The sequence below is a fragment of the Bacillus sp. MZGC1 genome, from assembly GCF_002998605.1.
GTDB lineage: Bacteria > Bacillota > Bacilli > Bacillales > Bacillaceae > Bacillus.
The window spans coordinates 319526-333156 of sequence record NZ_PVRE01000004.1; the positions used below are offsets into that span (position 1 = coordinate 319526).

Below are 13631 nucleotides of genomic sequence, written 5' to 3' on the forward strand. Positions count from 1 at the left end.
CTTCAAACGTGAAATGAGAAAGAGAGGCGAAAAAATCATGATCAAACGTACAGTGAAACAAATCGCCCAAATGGCTGGTGGGACACTATCTAATCAAGCTTTTGGCGAAGAGCAAATTCACGGAGTGACAACAGATACACGAAAAGTATCAAAAGGTGCATTGTTTATCCCCCTAATTGGAGAACATTTTAACGGTCACACATTTGCTTCTAAAGCAGTGGAGCTTGGAGCCGCAGCTGTTCTTTGGAATCAAAAAGAAGCCAATCCACCGTTCGGTGTACCTGTCATTCTTGTAGAGGATACACTGGCAGCACTACAACAGCTGGCAAAATCATACTTGAAAGAAGAAAAACCTCGTGTTGTCGGTATTACAGGAAGTAATGGGAAAACCACAACGAAAGACATGATTCATTCCGTCTTACAAACGGCTTATCAAGTTCATAAAACAGATGGTAACTTTAATAATCATATCGGTCTACCGCTCACCATTCTTGCAATGCCGGAAGGAACAGATATTGCTGTGTTGGAGATGGGGATGAGTGCAAAAGGTGAGATCGAGTTTTTGTCAAAACTCGCTGAGCCTGATGCAGCAGTCATCACCAATATTGGAGAATCTCATATGCAAGATTTGGGATCAAGAGAAGCCATTGCTGATGCAAAATGTGAAATCACAAAAGGATTAAAAGAGGATGGCATCTTTTATTACTTAGGAGATGAACCCTTGCTGCGCGAGAGAGCGACTGCACTTTCGCAGCGTGTGAAAACCTTTGGAGAAGCAGAAGACTGCGATATCAAGGTAACGCATATCAACCAGCTTGCAGAAGGAACTGAATTTCAAGTCGAAGGGTATGCCCAGGGGTTTCTCATTCCTGTATTAGGGAAACATAATGTAAAAAATGCCCTTGCTGCAATTGCCATAGGCCAGCACTTTGAACTGAATGAAAGACAAATCGCCCAAGGACTCATGCAAACAAAGTTGACAGGGATGCGTCTTGAGCTGTTTAAAACAGAGAAAGGAATCACTGTTATCAATGATGCGTATAATGCAAGTCCTACTTCCATGAAAGCTGCAATTGATCTTGTAGGAGATATGGACGGCTTCGCTAATCGCATTCTTGTCCTTGGAGACATGCTCGAGATGGGCAGCGAAGAAGAAAGGTATCATTATGAACTAGGCCGCTACATCAAGCCTGAATTTATTGATCATGTGATGACGTATGGCCGCCTAGGTGCATTCATCGCTGAAGGAGCAAAGAAATCATTCAGTGACGCGCGCGTGTCCTCATTTATGGACAAAGAGGAACTGAAGAAAAAACTTGCTGACGTAGCAGGTCCTGACGATGTTGTTCTAGTCAAAGCCTCACGCGGCATGAGATTAGAAGAAGTCATTACTGCACTATAAAGAGTGAGCGGCAAAGAAGGTGACAGAATGATTGGCTGTCTATGTATACATGGATTCACTGGCGCGCCCTATGAAGTGGAACCGCTGGCGCAATATTTAAAGCAGAAGACAGATTGGAACGTTCAGTCAGTCACGCTTCCGGGGCATGGAGATGAGCTTCAGCTCAAAGGCATTTTCTATCAAGAATGGATTGCAACAGCTGAATTAGAACTGCTATCTCTTTACCGAACATGCGACACCATTTTTTTGATCGGCTTTTCCATGGGGGGAATGATTGCTTCTTATCTAGCAGCGAAGTATCCGGTTGCTCGTCTCGTTCTTTTAAGTGCTGCGGCTAAATATGTGAATCCAAAACAAATGATTCAAGACACAAGGCAGATGTTGAAGGAATCACTGTCTGGGCTGATTGATACGAATCCTTTGTATGATAGATACCGCCATAAGCTAACGAGCACGCCGCTGTCAGCTGCTGTAGAATTTATGAAGCTGGTGAAGCAAACGAAGAGCTCCCTTGAGAAGCTTCACCTCCCTGTGTTAATTGTTCAAGGTGAAAGTGATGGGATTGTGCCCGCTTCAAGTGCAGAATTTATTGATCATAAAATCCCGTCTCGTCAGAAAGAAATGTTTTATTTACCTGATTGTAAACACCATGTTTGTCACGAGCCATGTGCACAGCAATTGTTTGAAAAAGTAGAGCAATTTCTAAAAAAAACAATTTAATCTATAGAAAAGCGAAAATGTGGCTAAACTAATATAAATTGAATCCCACTTGTTAAAAATTGCATCATTTTTGTCGAATGAGTGACAAGCCTATGGTACAATAGGAAAGAAAAGGTGGTTGATTCGGTTGTTTCATTATGACGGAAAAACCTTTGTCCCGCAGTCTAATTCGAGTAACGGAGAAGTATCGGCAGGAACCATATTTCAATATCGTCAGGACGGGAATATATTAACGGGCACATATCAAGGCGGCAGTATTGTATCTGGTGTACTTGTAGGAACTGTGAATGAGGATGGAACACTTCATTTTAGGTACCACCATGTCAGCAAAGACGGCAGCATGAGAAGCGGGTCTTGCAATTCTACACCTAAGCAGTTGGATAACGGAAAAATTCAACTGTTCGAAAAGTGGAAATGGATGGATGGAGATCAAAGTGATGGTGAATCTGTCATTGTGGAACAGTAGATATATCCATTTCTGTCTTGTTGAAAAACAAATAGTGTAATGGTAAGATATAAGGTAGGGTAATTCGGGCTTTGTATATAATGGACCTGTCCTTTCGGAAAAGGGCAGTTTTTAATGATCATTCACGAGATTACTGAAACAGCAATTAGAAGGAGTTTGAATAATTTGACTATAACGTTTCAAGATTTTCAATTAAGCGAAAGTCTCATGAAAGCTATTAACCGCATGGGATTTGAAGAAGCAACACCGATTCAAGCGGAAACAATTCCTCTCGGTCTTCAGAATAAAGATGTCATTGGACAAGCACAAACAGGAACAGGAAAAACTGCAGCATTTGGTATTCCTCTTGTAGAAAAAATCGACCCAGCGTCTCCAAATATCCAAGCGATTATCATTGCGCCAACAAGAGAATTAGCGATTCAAGTATCTGAAGAGCTATACAAAATTGGCCAAGACAAGCGTGCGCGCGTACTTCCGATTTACGGTGGACAAGATATCGGCCGCCAAATCCGTTCGCTCAAGAAAAATCCTCATATCATCGTAGGGACTCCAGGACGTTTACTCGATCACATTAACCGTCGTACAATGCGTCTTCAAAATGTTGAAACAGTTGTGCTTGATGAAGCAGACGAAATGCTAAACATGGGTTTCATCGAAGACATTGAATCGATCCTTTCAAATGTACCAAGTGAACACCAAACACTTTTATTCTCTGCGACAATGCCTGCACCAATTAAGCGCATTGCAGAGCGTTTCATGACAAACCCAGAACATGTAAAAGTAAAAGCAAAAGAAATGACTGTCTCTAACATCCAACAGTTCTACTTGGATATCCACGAGCGTAAGAAGTTTGACACATTGACTCGTCTTCTTGACATTCAATCACCTGAGCTTTCAATTGTCTTCGGCCGTACGAAACGCCGTGTTGACGAATTGACAGAAGCGCTTAACCTTAGAGGTTATACAGCTGAAGGAATTCATGGTGACCTGACACAAGCAAAACGTATGGTTGCGCTTCGTAAATTCAAAGAAGGTTCAATCGATGTGCTTGTAGCAACAGACGTTGCAGCACGTGGACTTGATATCTCAGGCGTAACACACGTGTATAACTTTGACGTGCCACAAGATCCAGAGAGCTACGTACACCGTATTGGACGTACAGGACGTGCTGGACGTACAGGTATGGCGGTGACATTTATCACACCGCGTGAAAAAGATATGCTTCGTGCGATTGAGCAAACGACTAAACGTAAAATGGAACGTATGAAAGAACCAACTCTAGATGAAGCAATTGAAGGTCAACAGCAAGTAACCATTGATCGTCTGCGCACAATCATCAGTGAAAACAACTTAAACTTCTACATGACAGCTGCTGCTGAATTGCTAGAAGATCATGATTCTGTCACAGTGGTTGCGGCTGCCATCAAAATGATGACAAAAGAGCCAGATGCAACGCCTGTTCGTTTGACAGATGAAGCACCAATGATTTCAAAACGCAATCGTAACAACCGCAGCTCTTCTAAACGTAGAGACGGTGGCGGCGGAGGCGGCTATCGCGGGAAAAGCCGTTCATCTTACGGTGATAAAAAGCGTTCTTCAAATGACCGCAATCGTTCTTCTAACGATCGTCGTCAAAAGAAATCTTATAACAACTAATTCAAGAGCGAATCCTTTGCAGGATTCGCTTTTTTTAACAGGTTTGTTGAAACTTTTTAGGCTTTGTTTCGTAATATATTGATAGAAAAGTAAGAGAATGGGGGAAGAATGTGAGAAAACAGCCGCAACGTCAAATTAGTTTAAATGGTTTAAAGGTATGGCGTCTTCAAAATGGAATTATCTCATTGATTTTCTTACTCATCATCATTGGGGTATTTGTTGCTAGTTATTATCTTCAATGGCCATATTGGATTGGCGCCATCCTCGCCGGTTTATGGGTCTTACAGGTCATTTTTGGCATTTGGCTTATACCGAAAATCCGTCATCGCATCTGGCGCTACGAAGTATTCGAAAATGAAATTGAAATTCAGCATGGACTCATTCGTGTCACACGTGTGATTGTGCCGATGGTGCGAGTCCAGCATGTCGATACATCGCAAGGACCGCTTTTAAGGCGCTACCGTTTGGCATCTGTTCAAATATCGACTGCTGCTACAGTTCATGATATACCGGCGCTAGAATTAGAAGAAGCAGATGAGCTTCGTGATTACATATCTCGTTTAGCAAGGGTGACGGAAGATGATGTCTGAACCAAAACGTGTACATCCAATCTCGATGTTCATTGATTTTATATCAGATGCCGTATCCATGATCAAAAACTTCATTATCCCTTTTTTCGTGCTTATTTTTGTGAACTCGAATTCGAGCATTCGTTTTTATGCATTTATCATTCTTGGTGTGCTTCTTTTATGGAAAGCTGTTTCAACCGTTTTAGCATGGAGGCGATTCACCTACCGGATGGAAGATGATGAATTTCGCGTGGAATCCGGCGTCATCACAAAAAAGAAAAAATATATTTCGTTAGAACGAATTCAAACGGTGAATACAAGTGAAGGTATCTTCCAGCGGATTTTCGGCTTGGTGCGGGTCCAAATCGAAACAGCAGGCGGAACGGACGGTCCGGAAGTGAGCCTGACGGCGATTACAAAAGCAGAAGCGGAACAATTAAAGCAATCAATTTTCAACCGGAAGAAAAGCTTGCAGCAAGAAGAGGTGTTGGATGAAAATAGGGATGTTCCGCATGATCCTCTGACAGCGCAACAACCTGTAGAAGAAGAAATGAATGTTTCCTATCGGATGGGTGTACCAGAGCTGCTTTTGGCTGCGACCACTTCAAGCGGAATCGGAGTCATTATTTCCGGGTGTCTTGCCATTTACACACAAATAGATGAAATTCTTCCTTTGGACGGATTCTTTAAGCGGTTCTCTTTTTTAAGTCATGCGAGTGTTGAGATTTATGCGATTCTCATATTTCTTGCCGTATTGATTGCGTGGATTCTTAGTGTTGGGGTAACAGCCCTTCAATATGCGAATTTTACCGCAAAACGAAAAGGGAAAGACATCATCATCACAAGAGGGCTCATCGAGAGGCATCAAATGACCATTCCACTTGCGAGAATTCAAGCAGTGAAAATCAAAGAAAATATTCTCCGTGAGCCTTTTGGCTTTGCGACGGTGATGCTTGTGAGCGCAGGAGGTTCTATTACAGAAAAAGAAACCTCTTCCGTCTTATTTCCGCTTATTCGGAAGAAAAAAATCAACGAACTGCTGTCTCAATTCACAGATCATTATCACTTGGCGCCAGAAGCTGAACTGAAAAAGGTGCCAAAGCGTTCACTCAAACGCTACCTGATCTCTTTCGGTTTTGTGCCATTACTTGTCGGCGTGATCCTATCTGTACGTTTTCCGCCATGGGGGTATTTGGCACTTATTCCGCTTCCTATTGCTTTGGTTTTTGGCTATTTAGCTTATAAACAATCAGGCTATACGATCAAAGATCCATTGATTCAACTGACATCAAGAGGCATTGGCAAAACCACTGGCATTGTCTTGAGAAAACGAATGCAAAACTATACGATGACGCAATCTTTCTTCCAAAAGAAAGGCCGATTGGCGAGTATTCACACCTTTGTGAAATCCTCTGCACTGCTTGATTCCTTTGGTGTGCATCACCTTGAGGAAGAAGATGCTGCACGTGTAATGGATTGGTATTCGTATGAAAAAAATAAATCTTCTTAAACAAAAAATGTCGATCAGCTTCCCGTTCATAGGAGTGATCGACATTTTTTATGAGGTTAGTAGCGTCTTTTTTTTGAATGGAAAAATAGCGTAAGAGGTGCTAGGAGCATGCCGCCGATCAATCCAAATAAGTGAGCCATAATATTGATGTTTGAGTTAACGAAAGTCATGATGACAGAGACTGCAAGAATCGTTATGATCACCTGAGAATTGCCGCGGTCCATCATGTGCGGTTTAAATAGAACAAGGTATAAATAAACGCCAAACAAACCGAAGATGGCACCAGAAGCGCCGACATGTACATACTCTAAAGGCTCTACCCAATAGGTTCCGAGATTGCCAATGAACCCTGCACCAAGATAGATGATCAGAAATCGAACCTTCCCAAGCAAATACTCAAGCGCTGGAGCGAATAAGAACAAGGACATAGAATTGAACAAAATATGGGTCAGACTTCCGTGAAGGAAAATAGGTGTGACGAGCCGCCACCATTCTCCGGCAGCTACCCCATAATTGAAACCGACGAGATGGTCGTGACCAAGCTGTATAAGAGGGATAGGAATCGCAAATATAAGCCACAGACCAATTTGCAAAGCAAGGATCGTTGTTACGATTGGATACGATCTAATAAATTGTTGAAAGCTCTCCGTTCGAATAAACATAACAAACCCCTTTTGACTAGATAATGGTAAGTTTATAGTAACACGTTTATGAAGAGAACATCCAAATTAGTACGAGTATCATAGGAGGTACCTCATGATTAAAGGAATAGGCATTGATATTGTAGAAATCAACCGGCTCGCGCGAGTGCTTAACAGACAGCCTCGTTTACCAGAACGAATTTTAACGTTAAGTGAACAAGACATCTTTAACGAACTCAGTGAAAAGAGGCAGCTGGAATTTTTGGCGGGAAGGTTTGTAGCAAAGGAAGCTTTCGCTAAAGCTTACGGAACGGGAATCGGCCGGCATTTAAGCTTTCATGACTTGGAAATCCAGAAAGACGAACATGGAAAACCTTTCATCAAAAGCAAGAAAACGATGGGCGACCAGGTTCATGTGTCCATCACTCACACGAAAGAATATGCTGCTGCACAAGTTTTAATTGAAAGGTTGTCAAGCTAGTCTGCATATTGTTTGTCCCCCCTTCATATATTGGGTAGTGCGATAAGGAAGGGCGAGTTGCTAACAGGCTTTGATGGTTCGCGGTACGCAGTTAACTCTTGAGGCGTACTGTTAAAGTCAAACAAGCGGTTTCTTCCTTTTAACACAATTAACGAAGGGGTTGAAAAGGGTGAGAAAAAGCTTTGTTTTGCTTGTAACGGGAATCCTTTTTGTACTGATTCTCTCCGCATGCGGTCAAAAATCTCAGCAGGATATCGTTGGAGATTTAAACAAAAAGGCAGAGGAAATGACATCATACAAAGCCAAAGCAAAAATGACCATTGAGACAGGAAATGACCCGCAGGAGTATCGAGTAGAAATTTGGTACAAGAAGCCGGAACTTTACCGTGTCTATTTAGAAAATCCGAAAAAGGATCAGAGTCAAGTCATTTTAAGAAATGGCAATGGTGTGTTTGTGCTGACACCTTCATTGAACAAGAGCTTCCGTTTCCACAGTGATTGGCCAAATAATAGCAGTCAGGTCTACTTATTTGAGTCACTCGTGAAGGACATTAAAAATGACAGTGCAGCTCAGTTCAAAGCGAAAGATTCAAAGTATGTGTTCGAAACCAAAACCAATTATCAGCACAACCAAATGCTGCCTACCCAAGAGATTACCTTTCATAAAAAAACAATGGCGCCTGCCAGTGTGAAAGTACTGGATAGCGACAAAAAGCCAATGGTGAAAGTGGAATTCTCTCACTTTGAATTCAATAAATCCTTTGACAAAGATGCATTTGATGAGAAGAAAAACATGACACTCTCTCAAATGGATGTAGCCACAAGTGCAGACTCATCTGACAGCTTTGCGGTGAAAACGCCAGTTGATATGCCAGAGGGCGTGAAGAAGATGGAAGAGAAAGAAATGATGACAGATGCTGGGAAACGTTATGTGATGACGTATGGCGGTAAGAAATCCTTCACACTCATTCAGGAAAAAGCGAGAGTAGCTGAAGCATCTACGCCTGTGACGATGAACGGCGAGCCAGTCGACCTTGGCATGACAGTTGGGGTTCTCACAGATCAATCCCTTTCATGGACATCTGACGGAGTGGACTACTTGATTTCTTCAAGTGATCTATCGAAGGAAGAGCTCTTGATGGTTGCAAAGAGTGTAGAAGGCCAGTCAGCTAAATAAATATCTCAGGCGAGAGCCTTGGAAATGAAACATCAGCCCTATGCAAGGGCTGATGTTTTTTGATTTGTTTCACATTATTCTTGATTTTTAGTATCATAATGAAGGTATTGAATCATTCAATAGGGAAGTGTGACGGATGGACACAAATGCCTTTTATAGAGACACATGGGCAGAAATTAATTTAACAGCAATTAAGCATAATGTTTCACATATGAAAGATCATATTGGTCAAAGTGTTCAACTGATGGCTGTGGTGAAAGCCAATGCATATGGACATGGAGATATAGAAGTGGCAAGAGCTGCCCTCAAAGCAGGAGCAGACTTATTAGCCGTAGCCTTTTTAGATGAGGCCGTTTCTTTAAGAAATAAAGGCATCAAAGCACCGATTCTTGTACTCGGCGCCGTACCGCCGGAATATGTCAAAGCCGCCGTTCGATACAATGTCATCATGACCGCTTACTCCATCGATTGGCTGAGAGAAGTCACCACAATGATGAAAGGGCAGATGGGACAACCTATACGTTTTCATTTGAAAATAGACAGCGGAATGAACCGATTAGGTGTGAAAACGATAGAGCAAGTGAACGAAGTGAAAAAGCTTGTCAGTGAACACTCTTATTTACAGCTGGAAGGCGTATTTACTCACTTTGCGACAGCAGATGAAAAGGATGAGGCCTACTTTGATCGGCAGGTCGATACCTTTCAAACATTGCTCGAGCCGCTTCATACGGACAAGCTGCTCGTTCATTGCGCCAACAGTGCAGCAGGTCTAAGGTTTAAAGACGTTTTGTTTAATATGGTTCGCTTCGGCATCAGTATGTACGGGCTGTCACCGTCAGAAGAAATCAAGGATGAATTGCCTTTCAAGCTGGAAGAAGCCATGTCTCTTCATACAAAGCTTGCCCATGTGAAGCACATTCAAAAGGGTGAGAGTGTCAGCTACGGGGCGGCGTATACAGCCAATCAAGATACGTGGATCGGCACGGTTCCAGTCGGCTATGCAGATGGGTGGATCAGGAAGCTGGCAGGAACGGAAGTGCTCGTTGGCGGAAAGCGCAGGAAGATCGCAGGAAGGGTTTGCATGGATCAATTCATGATTGAACTGAAAGACAATCTTCCAGTAGGGGAGCCGGTCGTTTTAATTGGTAAGCAAGGGGGAGACATGGTATCAGTCGATGAAATCGCAAAAAGGCTTGAAACCATTAACTATGAAGTCACTTGCTCGATTGGCCACCGCATCCCAAGAGTATATATGGAGGACGGCAAAAGAGTGCATGTACGGAATCCGCTGCTTCAAAGCGGGCCAAGCTTTTTATAAACAGTGTTCAAAAGAACGATGGTCAAACTGACTTCGTTCTTTTTTATTCGACAAAAGTAGGGTAAACATTCTCCCTTTTTTAGAGATTTTGGAAATACCGTATGATTTTCGGAAAAAAGCGTATAATGGGAAAGAGGAACTCCATTATCATCTTGATTTACGGGTGGCGAGCCGCTTCATGTTCTAATAAGAAATCATGAAAAAACAGCTTTGCTTGTGCATTGAATAATGGTATGATTAGTCTTGGAATGGATCGATACGGTATCCGTAAGTTTTGTGGAGGTGTATGTTTTTTGTCTGAATCCAGCGCAACAAACGAAATGAAGATTCGACTGCCGGAGACTTTAATGTCTGAGATCGAACGAGTAGCAGAGCAGGATAAGGTAACAAGAAATGAATTGATCTACCGAGCGACAAAAACGTATATTCGTGAACGTAATATTCGACAAAATCGTGAATCGATGAGACGCGGCTACATGGAGATGGCGAAAATTAATCTGAATATCTCTTCAGAGGCACAATACGCAGAGTTTGAGGCTGAGAATACAGTTGAGCGATTAGTCAGCGGGGGTTAAACATTTGATTGTTAAACGCGGTGATGTTTACTTTGCTGATTTATCTCCTGTTGTTGGCTCCGAGCAGGGCGGGGTTCGCCCAGTATTGGTGATTCAAAATGACATTGGAAATCGCTTCAGCCCGACTGCTATCGTTGCAGCCATAACAGCCCAAATACAAAAAGCGAAATTACCGACTCACGTCGAAATCAATGCAAAGCGCTACGGCTTTGAACGAGATTCTGTCATTCTTTTGGAACAGATTCGTACAATCGATAAACAAAGATTGACAGATAAAATCACACATCTTGATGATGAGATGATGGAGAAGGTTGATGAAGCCTTACAAGTTAGTTTGGCTCTTATTGATTTTTAATATGGTGATATTTGGTTGCTCTCCTGTGAGCAACTTTTTTTTGTGTTCATTTTTTATTAAGGCTATAATGGAGAGAGAATGAAAGTTATTGTTTTTTATGTATGTAGGGGGTAAAATATGTCGAATCATATCGTGTTAGCTTTTGCGAGAGCGCACCAAAAGGAATTAGAAAAAGAATGGACTGACATCTTCAAACGACTCGGAGAAGAAGAAACGGACATGATGCTAAACGATAAAATGTATGAAACGATTTGTTCCGAATATGTCCAGCTTATTCTAGCATCCCTTTCAGAGGCGAATGCTGAGGATTTTGAAGAAAAAGTGCAATCTTTTGCTTTAAAAATTGTACAAATGGGTATATCACTTAAGTTACTGGCAAAAGGGCTAACGGAAATCCGTTCACACTTATATCACAAAATGAACAGTGACAAAAATACTGAACAAGGAAGTAATGAGCTCATATGGGAAATTGATCGGTTCATCTCACCAGTTCATAACGAAATATTGAATCACTACTCCATCTCATGGGAGAAAACCGTCAACCTTCAAAAAATTGCGTTACAAGAACTTTCTGCTCCGCTGATTCCGGTGTTTGAGCACATCACTGTCATGCCTCTTGTCGGAACAATTGATACAGACCGTGCGAAGAAGATCATGGAGAATCTGTTAAATGGCGTTGTGAAGCATCGGTCACAGGTGGTCTTAATCGACATCACCGGTGTACCTGTCGTCGATACAATGGTGGCACACCATATCATTCAAGCGTCAGAGGCTGTGAGATTAGTAGGTGCAAAATGCTTATTAGTCGGTATTCGTCCAGAAATCGCCCAAACCATCGTCACCCTTGGAATTGATTTATCTCAAGTTACAACAAAGAATACCCTTCAAAAAGGAATTCAAACTGCTTTAGAAATGACAAATCGAAAAATTGTTTCATTGGAGGGGAAACCCAGTGAGAAATCACCCGAAGATTCCAATCTTAAAATTATATAATTGTCTTCTAATTTCGATACAGTGGGAGCTTGATGACCAAACAGCCCTTCACTTTCAAGAAGATTTGCTGAATAAAATTCATGAAACAGGAGCGAACGGCGTTGTCATTGACCTAACATCTGTTGATATGATCGATTCATTTATCGCAAAAGTATTAGGCGATGTCATCACGATGTCAAAGCTCATGGGGGCAAAAGTTGTATTAACAGGAATACAGCCGGCAGTCGCTGTAACACTCATTGAACTTGGTATATCACTGGAAGAAATTCAGACAGCATTAGATCTTGAACAAGGGCTTGAGACATTGAAGCGGGAATTGGGGGAATAGATATGAAAGACCAATCCTGTGTGAAAATTTTGACGGAATGGGACATAGTTGCGGCAAGACAACTGGGACGAAATGTTGCTAAAGAATTAGGCTTTGGAACAGTTGACCAAGCAAGAATTACGACGGCTATTTCTGAATTAGCACGAAACATCTATTTATACGCTGGTAAAGGTCAGATTTGTATAGAAGAAGTGATGGAGCGCGGAAAGCGTGGACTCAAAATCATTGCAGCCGATGAAGGACCTGGCATCATGGATATACGTAAAGTGATGGAAGACGGTTTTTCTACATCAGGCGGACTCGGAGCAGGTCTTCCGGGAGTCAGAAGACTGATGGATGATTTTAAATTAGATTCTACACAAGAACAAGGAACGGAGATACAAGCTGTCAAGTGGCTTCGCTAGGAGGGAAACCATGGATTTTAAGGAGGTAATGGAGCAGCGGTATCATCAGCTGCTCAGTCGTTATATCAGTGATCTAACTGAAACATCGCTTTATCAAGCTCAAAAATTTAGCCGAAAAACCATTGAGCATCAAATACCTCCTGAAGAAATAGTGAGTGTTCACCGAAAAGTGATTCAGGAGCTATACCCTGATTTGCCGGAAGATGTCTTTCATTCACTAGACTTCTTAATTGAAGTCATGATTGGGTACGGACTTGCCTACCAGGAACATTTAACACTCAGAGGCATCCAGCAAGAAATTAAATCAGAGATTGAAATTGCTGCAAATGTTCAGCAAACCCTTCTGGAAACGAAAATACCAGAAGGTGACACCTTTGATATTGGTGCCATTAGTGTGCCGGCAAAACAGATGAGTGGAGATTATTTTCACTTTGTCACCGATCACGATACAATCAATATCGCGATCGCAGATGTGATTGGGAAAGGCATCCCGGCTGCGCTCTGTATGTCGATGATTAAGTATGCGATGGATTCCTTGCCGGAGTCAGGGAGCGGCCCAACAAAGGTCCTAAAAACCCTTAATCGTGTTGTCGAACAAAACGTAGACCCAAGCATGTTTATCACCATGTTCTATGGCAGCTATAATACAGAAACACATGAATTTAAATACGCATCGGCTGGTCATGAGCCGGGCTTTTTCTATTGCAAAAAAGAGAATCAATTTTACGATTTAGATGCTAGAGGACTTGTCCTTGGAATCGCACCAGACTTTGACTACAAGCAGTATGAGAAGCACTTGGACGCAGGAGATATGGTGATCTTATTCTCTGATGGTGTCACAGAATCTAAGTCAGAGGACGGTTTCTTAGAGCGGGAGGATATCAAAGCGCTTATAGCAGAGCACCTATCCTACTCAGCTCAGGAAATGGTCGATGCCATCTATGCCAGCTTACTCAAGCTGCAAGATTTTCAGCTTCACGATGACTTCACTTTACTTGTGCTCAAAAGAAAGGTTTAGAAAGTGAAGATGCGGGTA

At 42.2% G+C, this 13631-nt stretch carries 16 protein-coding genes; 15 read left to right on the top strand and 1 reads right to left on the bottom strand.

From position 1 onward, the window contains the following. Positions 1–37: 37 nt before the first annotated feature. The 6 genes from C6Y06_RS14685 to C6Y06_RS14710 all read left to right on the top strand — a co-directional run bounded on the left by C6Y06_RS14685 (position 38) and on the right by C6Y06_RS14710 (position 6323). Positions 38–1402 carry a UDP-N-acetylmuramoyl-tripeptide--D-alanyl-D-alanine ligase gene (locus C6Y06_RS14685; protein WP_106037122.1) on the top strand — a complete coding sequence of 455 codons (1365 nt, stop codon included), beginning with the start codon at positions 38–40 and terminating at the stop codon, positions 1400–1402. Between the two features lie 27 nt (positions 1403–1429). Further along, entirely contained in the window at positions 1430–2122 is a 693-nt protein-coding gene (locus tag C6Y06_RS14690) for an alpha/beta hydrolase (RefSeq protein WP_034663968.1), read from the top strand. Between the two features lie 127 nt (positions 2123–2249). Next, positions 2250–2588, top strand: coding sequence for an avidin-fold protein (locus C6Y06_RS14695; RefSeq protein WP_034663966.1), 339 nt, complete (start codon positions 2250–2252; stop codon positions 2586–2588). A gap of 165 nt (positions 2589–2753) precedes the next feature. Then, on the top strand, positions 2754–4244 hold the full coding sequence (cshA, locus tag C6Y06_RS14700; protein WP_142395341.1) for a degradosome RNA helicase CshA: 1491 nt from the start codon (positions 2754–2756) through the stop codon (positions 4242–4244). A gap of 110 nt (positions 4245–4354) precedes the next feature. Further along, positions 4355–4834, top strand: coding sequence for a PH domain-containing protein (locus C6Y06_RS14705; protein ID WP_003214135.1), 480 nt, complete (start codon positions 4355–4357; stop codon positions 4832–4834). Continuing rightward, a complete protein-coding gene (locus tag C6Y06_RS14710; RefSeq protein WP_066031292.1) occupies positions 4824–6323 on the top strand; it encodes a PH domain-containing protein in 1500 nt (499 codons plus the stop codon). Before C6Y06_RS14705 ends, C6Y06_RS14710 begins: the two co-directional genes overlap by 11 nt. Positions 6324–6379: 56 nt before the next feature. Here the strand turns inward: C6Y06_RS14710 and C6Y06_RS14715 are convergent, their stop codons facing one another. Beyond that, a complete protein-coding gene (locus tag C6Y06_RS14715) occupies positions 6380–6985 on the bottom strand; it encodes a rhomboid family intramembrane serine protease (protein WP_060595589.1) in 606 nt (201 codons plus the stop codon). Positions 6986–7079: 94 nt separating this feature from the next. On the opposite strand from C6Y06_RS14715, the gene acpS reads away from it, so the two are divergent. From acpS to C6Y06_RS14760, 9 genes are all read left to right on the top strand, one after another. Next, positions 7080–7445: a holo-ACP synthase gene (gene acpS / locus C6Y06_RS14720; protein ID WP_034663960.1), complete on the top strand. Its 366-nt coding sequence runs from the start codon at positions 7080–7082 to the stop codon at positions 7443–7445. Positions 7446–7605: 160 nt separating this feature from the next. Then, complete coding sequence (locus C6Y06_RS14725) at positions 7606–8622, top strand: LolA family protein (protein WP_106037124.1); 1017 nt, start codon at positions 7606–7608, stop codon at positions 8620–8622. Positions 8623–8758: 136 nt separating this feature from the next. Beyond that, positions 8759–9940 (top strand): alanine racemase, encoded by a 1182-nt coding sequence (alr, locus tag C6Y06_RS14730; RefSeq protein WP_106037125.1) that lies wholly within the window; start codon positions 8759–8761, stop codon positions 9938–9940. Positions 9941–10233: 293 nt separating this feature from the next. Further along, positions 10234–10515 (top strand): hypothetical protein, encoded by a 282-nt coding sequence (locus C6Y06_RS14735; RefSeq protein WP_012008995.1) that lies wholly within the window; start codon positions 10234–10236, stop codon positions 10513–10515. A 4-nt stretch (positions 10516–10519) separates the two neighbouring features. Next, a complete protein-coding gene (gene ndoA, locus C6Y06_RS14740; RefSeq protein ID WP_003214169.1) occupies positions 10520–10870 on the top strand; it encodes a type II toxin-antitoxin system endoribonuclease NdoA in 351 nt (116 codons plus the stop codon). A gap of 117 nt (positions 10871–10987) precedes the next feature. Further along, the gene (locus C6Y06_RS14745) at positions 10988–11863 is read left to right on the top strand and encodes an RsbT co-antagonist protein RsbRA (RefSeq protein ID WP_045210228.1); all 876 of its coding nucleotides are present in this window, start codon (positions 10988–10990) and stop codon (positions 11861–11863) included. Beyond that, a complete protein-coding gene (gene rsbS / locus C6Y06_RS14750) occupies positions 11823–12191 on the top strand; it encodes an RsbT antagonist protein RsbS (protein ID WP_003214235.1) in 369 nt (122 codons plus the stop codon). Before C6Y06_RS14745 ends, rsbS begins: the two co-directional genes overlap by 41 nt. A 2-nt stretch (positions 12192–12193) precedes the next feature. Continuing rightward, complete coding sequence (locus C6Y06_RS14755; protein ID WP_060595592.1) at positions 12194–12595, top strand: anti-sigma regulatory factor; 402 nt, start codon at positions 12194–12196, stop codon at positions 12593–12595. A 10-nt stretch (positions 12596–12605) separates the two neighbouring features. Beyond that, positions 12606–13613, top strand: coding sequence for a PP2C family protein-serine/threonine phosphatase (locus tag C6Y06_RS14760; RefSeq protein ID WP_060595593.1), 1008 nt, complete (start codon positions 12606–12608; stop codon positions 13611–13613). Positions 13614–13631 lie beyond the last annotated feature (18 nt).

Excerpts from the sequence above, each read along its gene's own strand:
- C6Y06_RS14685 (WP_106037122.1), top strand. The coding sequence starts at position 38 with ATGATCAAACGTACAGTGAAACAAATCGCCCAAATGGCTGGTGGGACA.
- C6Y06_RS14690 (WP_034663968.1), top strand. The coding sequence starts at position 1,430 with ATGATTGGCTGTCTATGTATACATGGATTCACTGGCGCGCCCTATGAA.
- C6Y06_RS14710 (WP_066031292.1), top strand. The coding sequence starts at position 4,824 with ATGATGTCTGAACCAAAACGTGTACATCCAATCTCGATGTTCATTGAT.
- C6Y06_RS14715 (WP_060595589.1), bottom strand. The coding sequence starts at position 6,985 with ATGTTTATTCGAACGGAGAGCTTTCAACAATTTATTAGATCGTATCCA.
- acpS (WP_034663960.1), top strand. The coding sequence starts at position 7,080 with ATGATTAAAGGAATAGGCATTGATATTGTAGAAATCAACCGGCTCGCG.
- alr (WP_106037125.1), top strand. The coding sequence starts at position 8,759 with ATGGACACAAATGCCTTTTATAGAGACACATGGGCAGAAATTAATTTA.
- C6Y06_RS14745 (WP_045210228.1), top strand. The coding sequence starts at position 10,988 with ATGTCGAATCATATCGTGTTAGCTTTTGCGAGAGCGCACCAAAAGGAA.
- C6Y06_RS14755 (WP_060595592.1), top strand. The coding sequence starts at position 12,194 with ATGAAAGACCAATCCTGTGTGAAAATTTTGACGGAATGGGACATAGTT.
- C6Y06_RS14760 (WP_060595593.1), top strand. The coding sequence starts at position 12,606 with ATGGATTTTAAGGAGGTAATGGAGCAGCGGTATCATCAGCTGCTCAGT.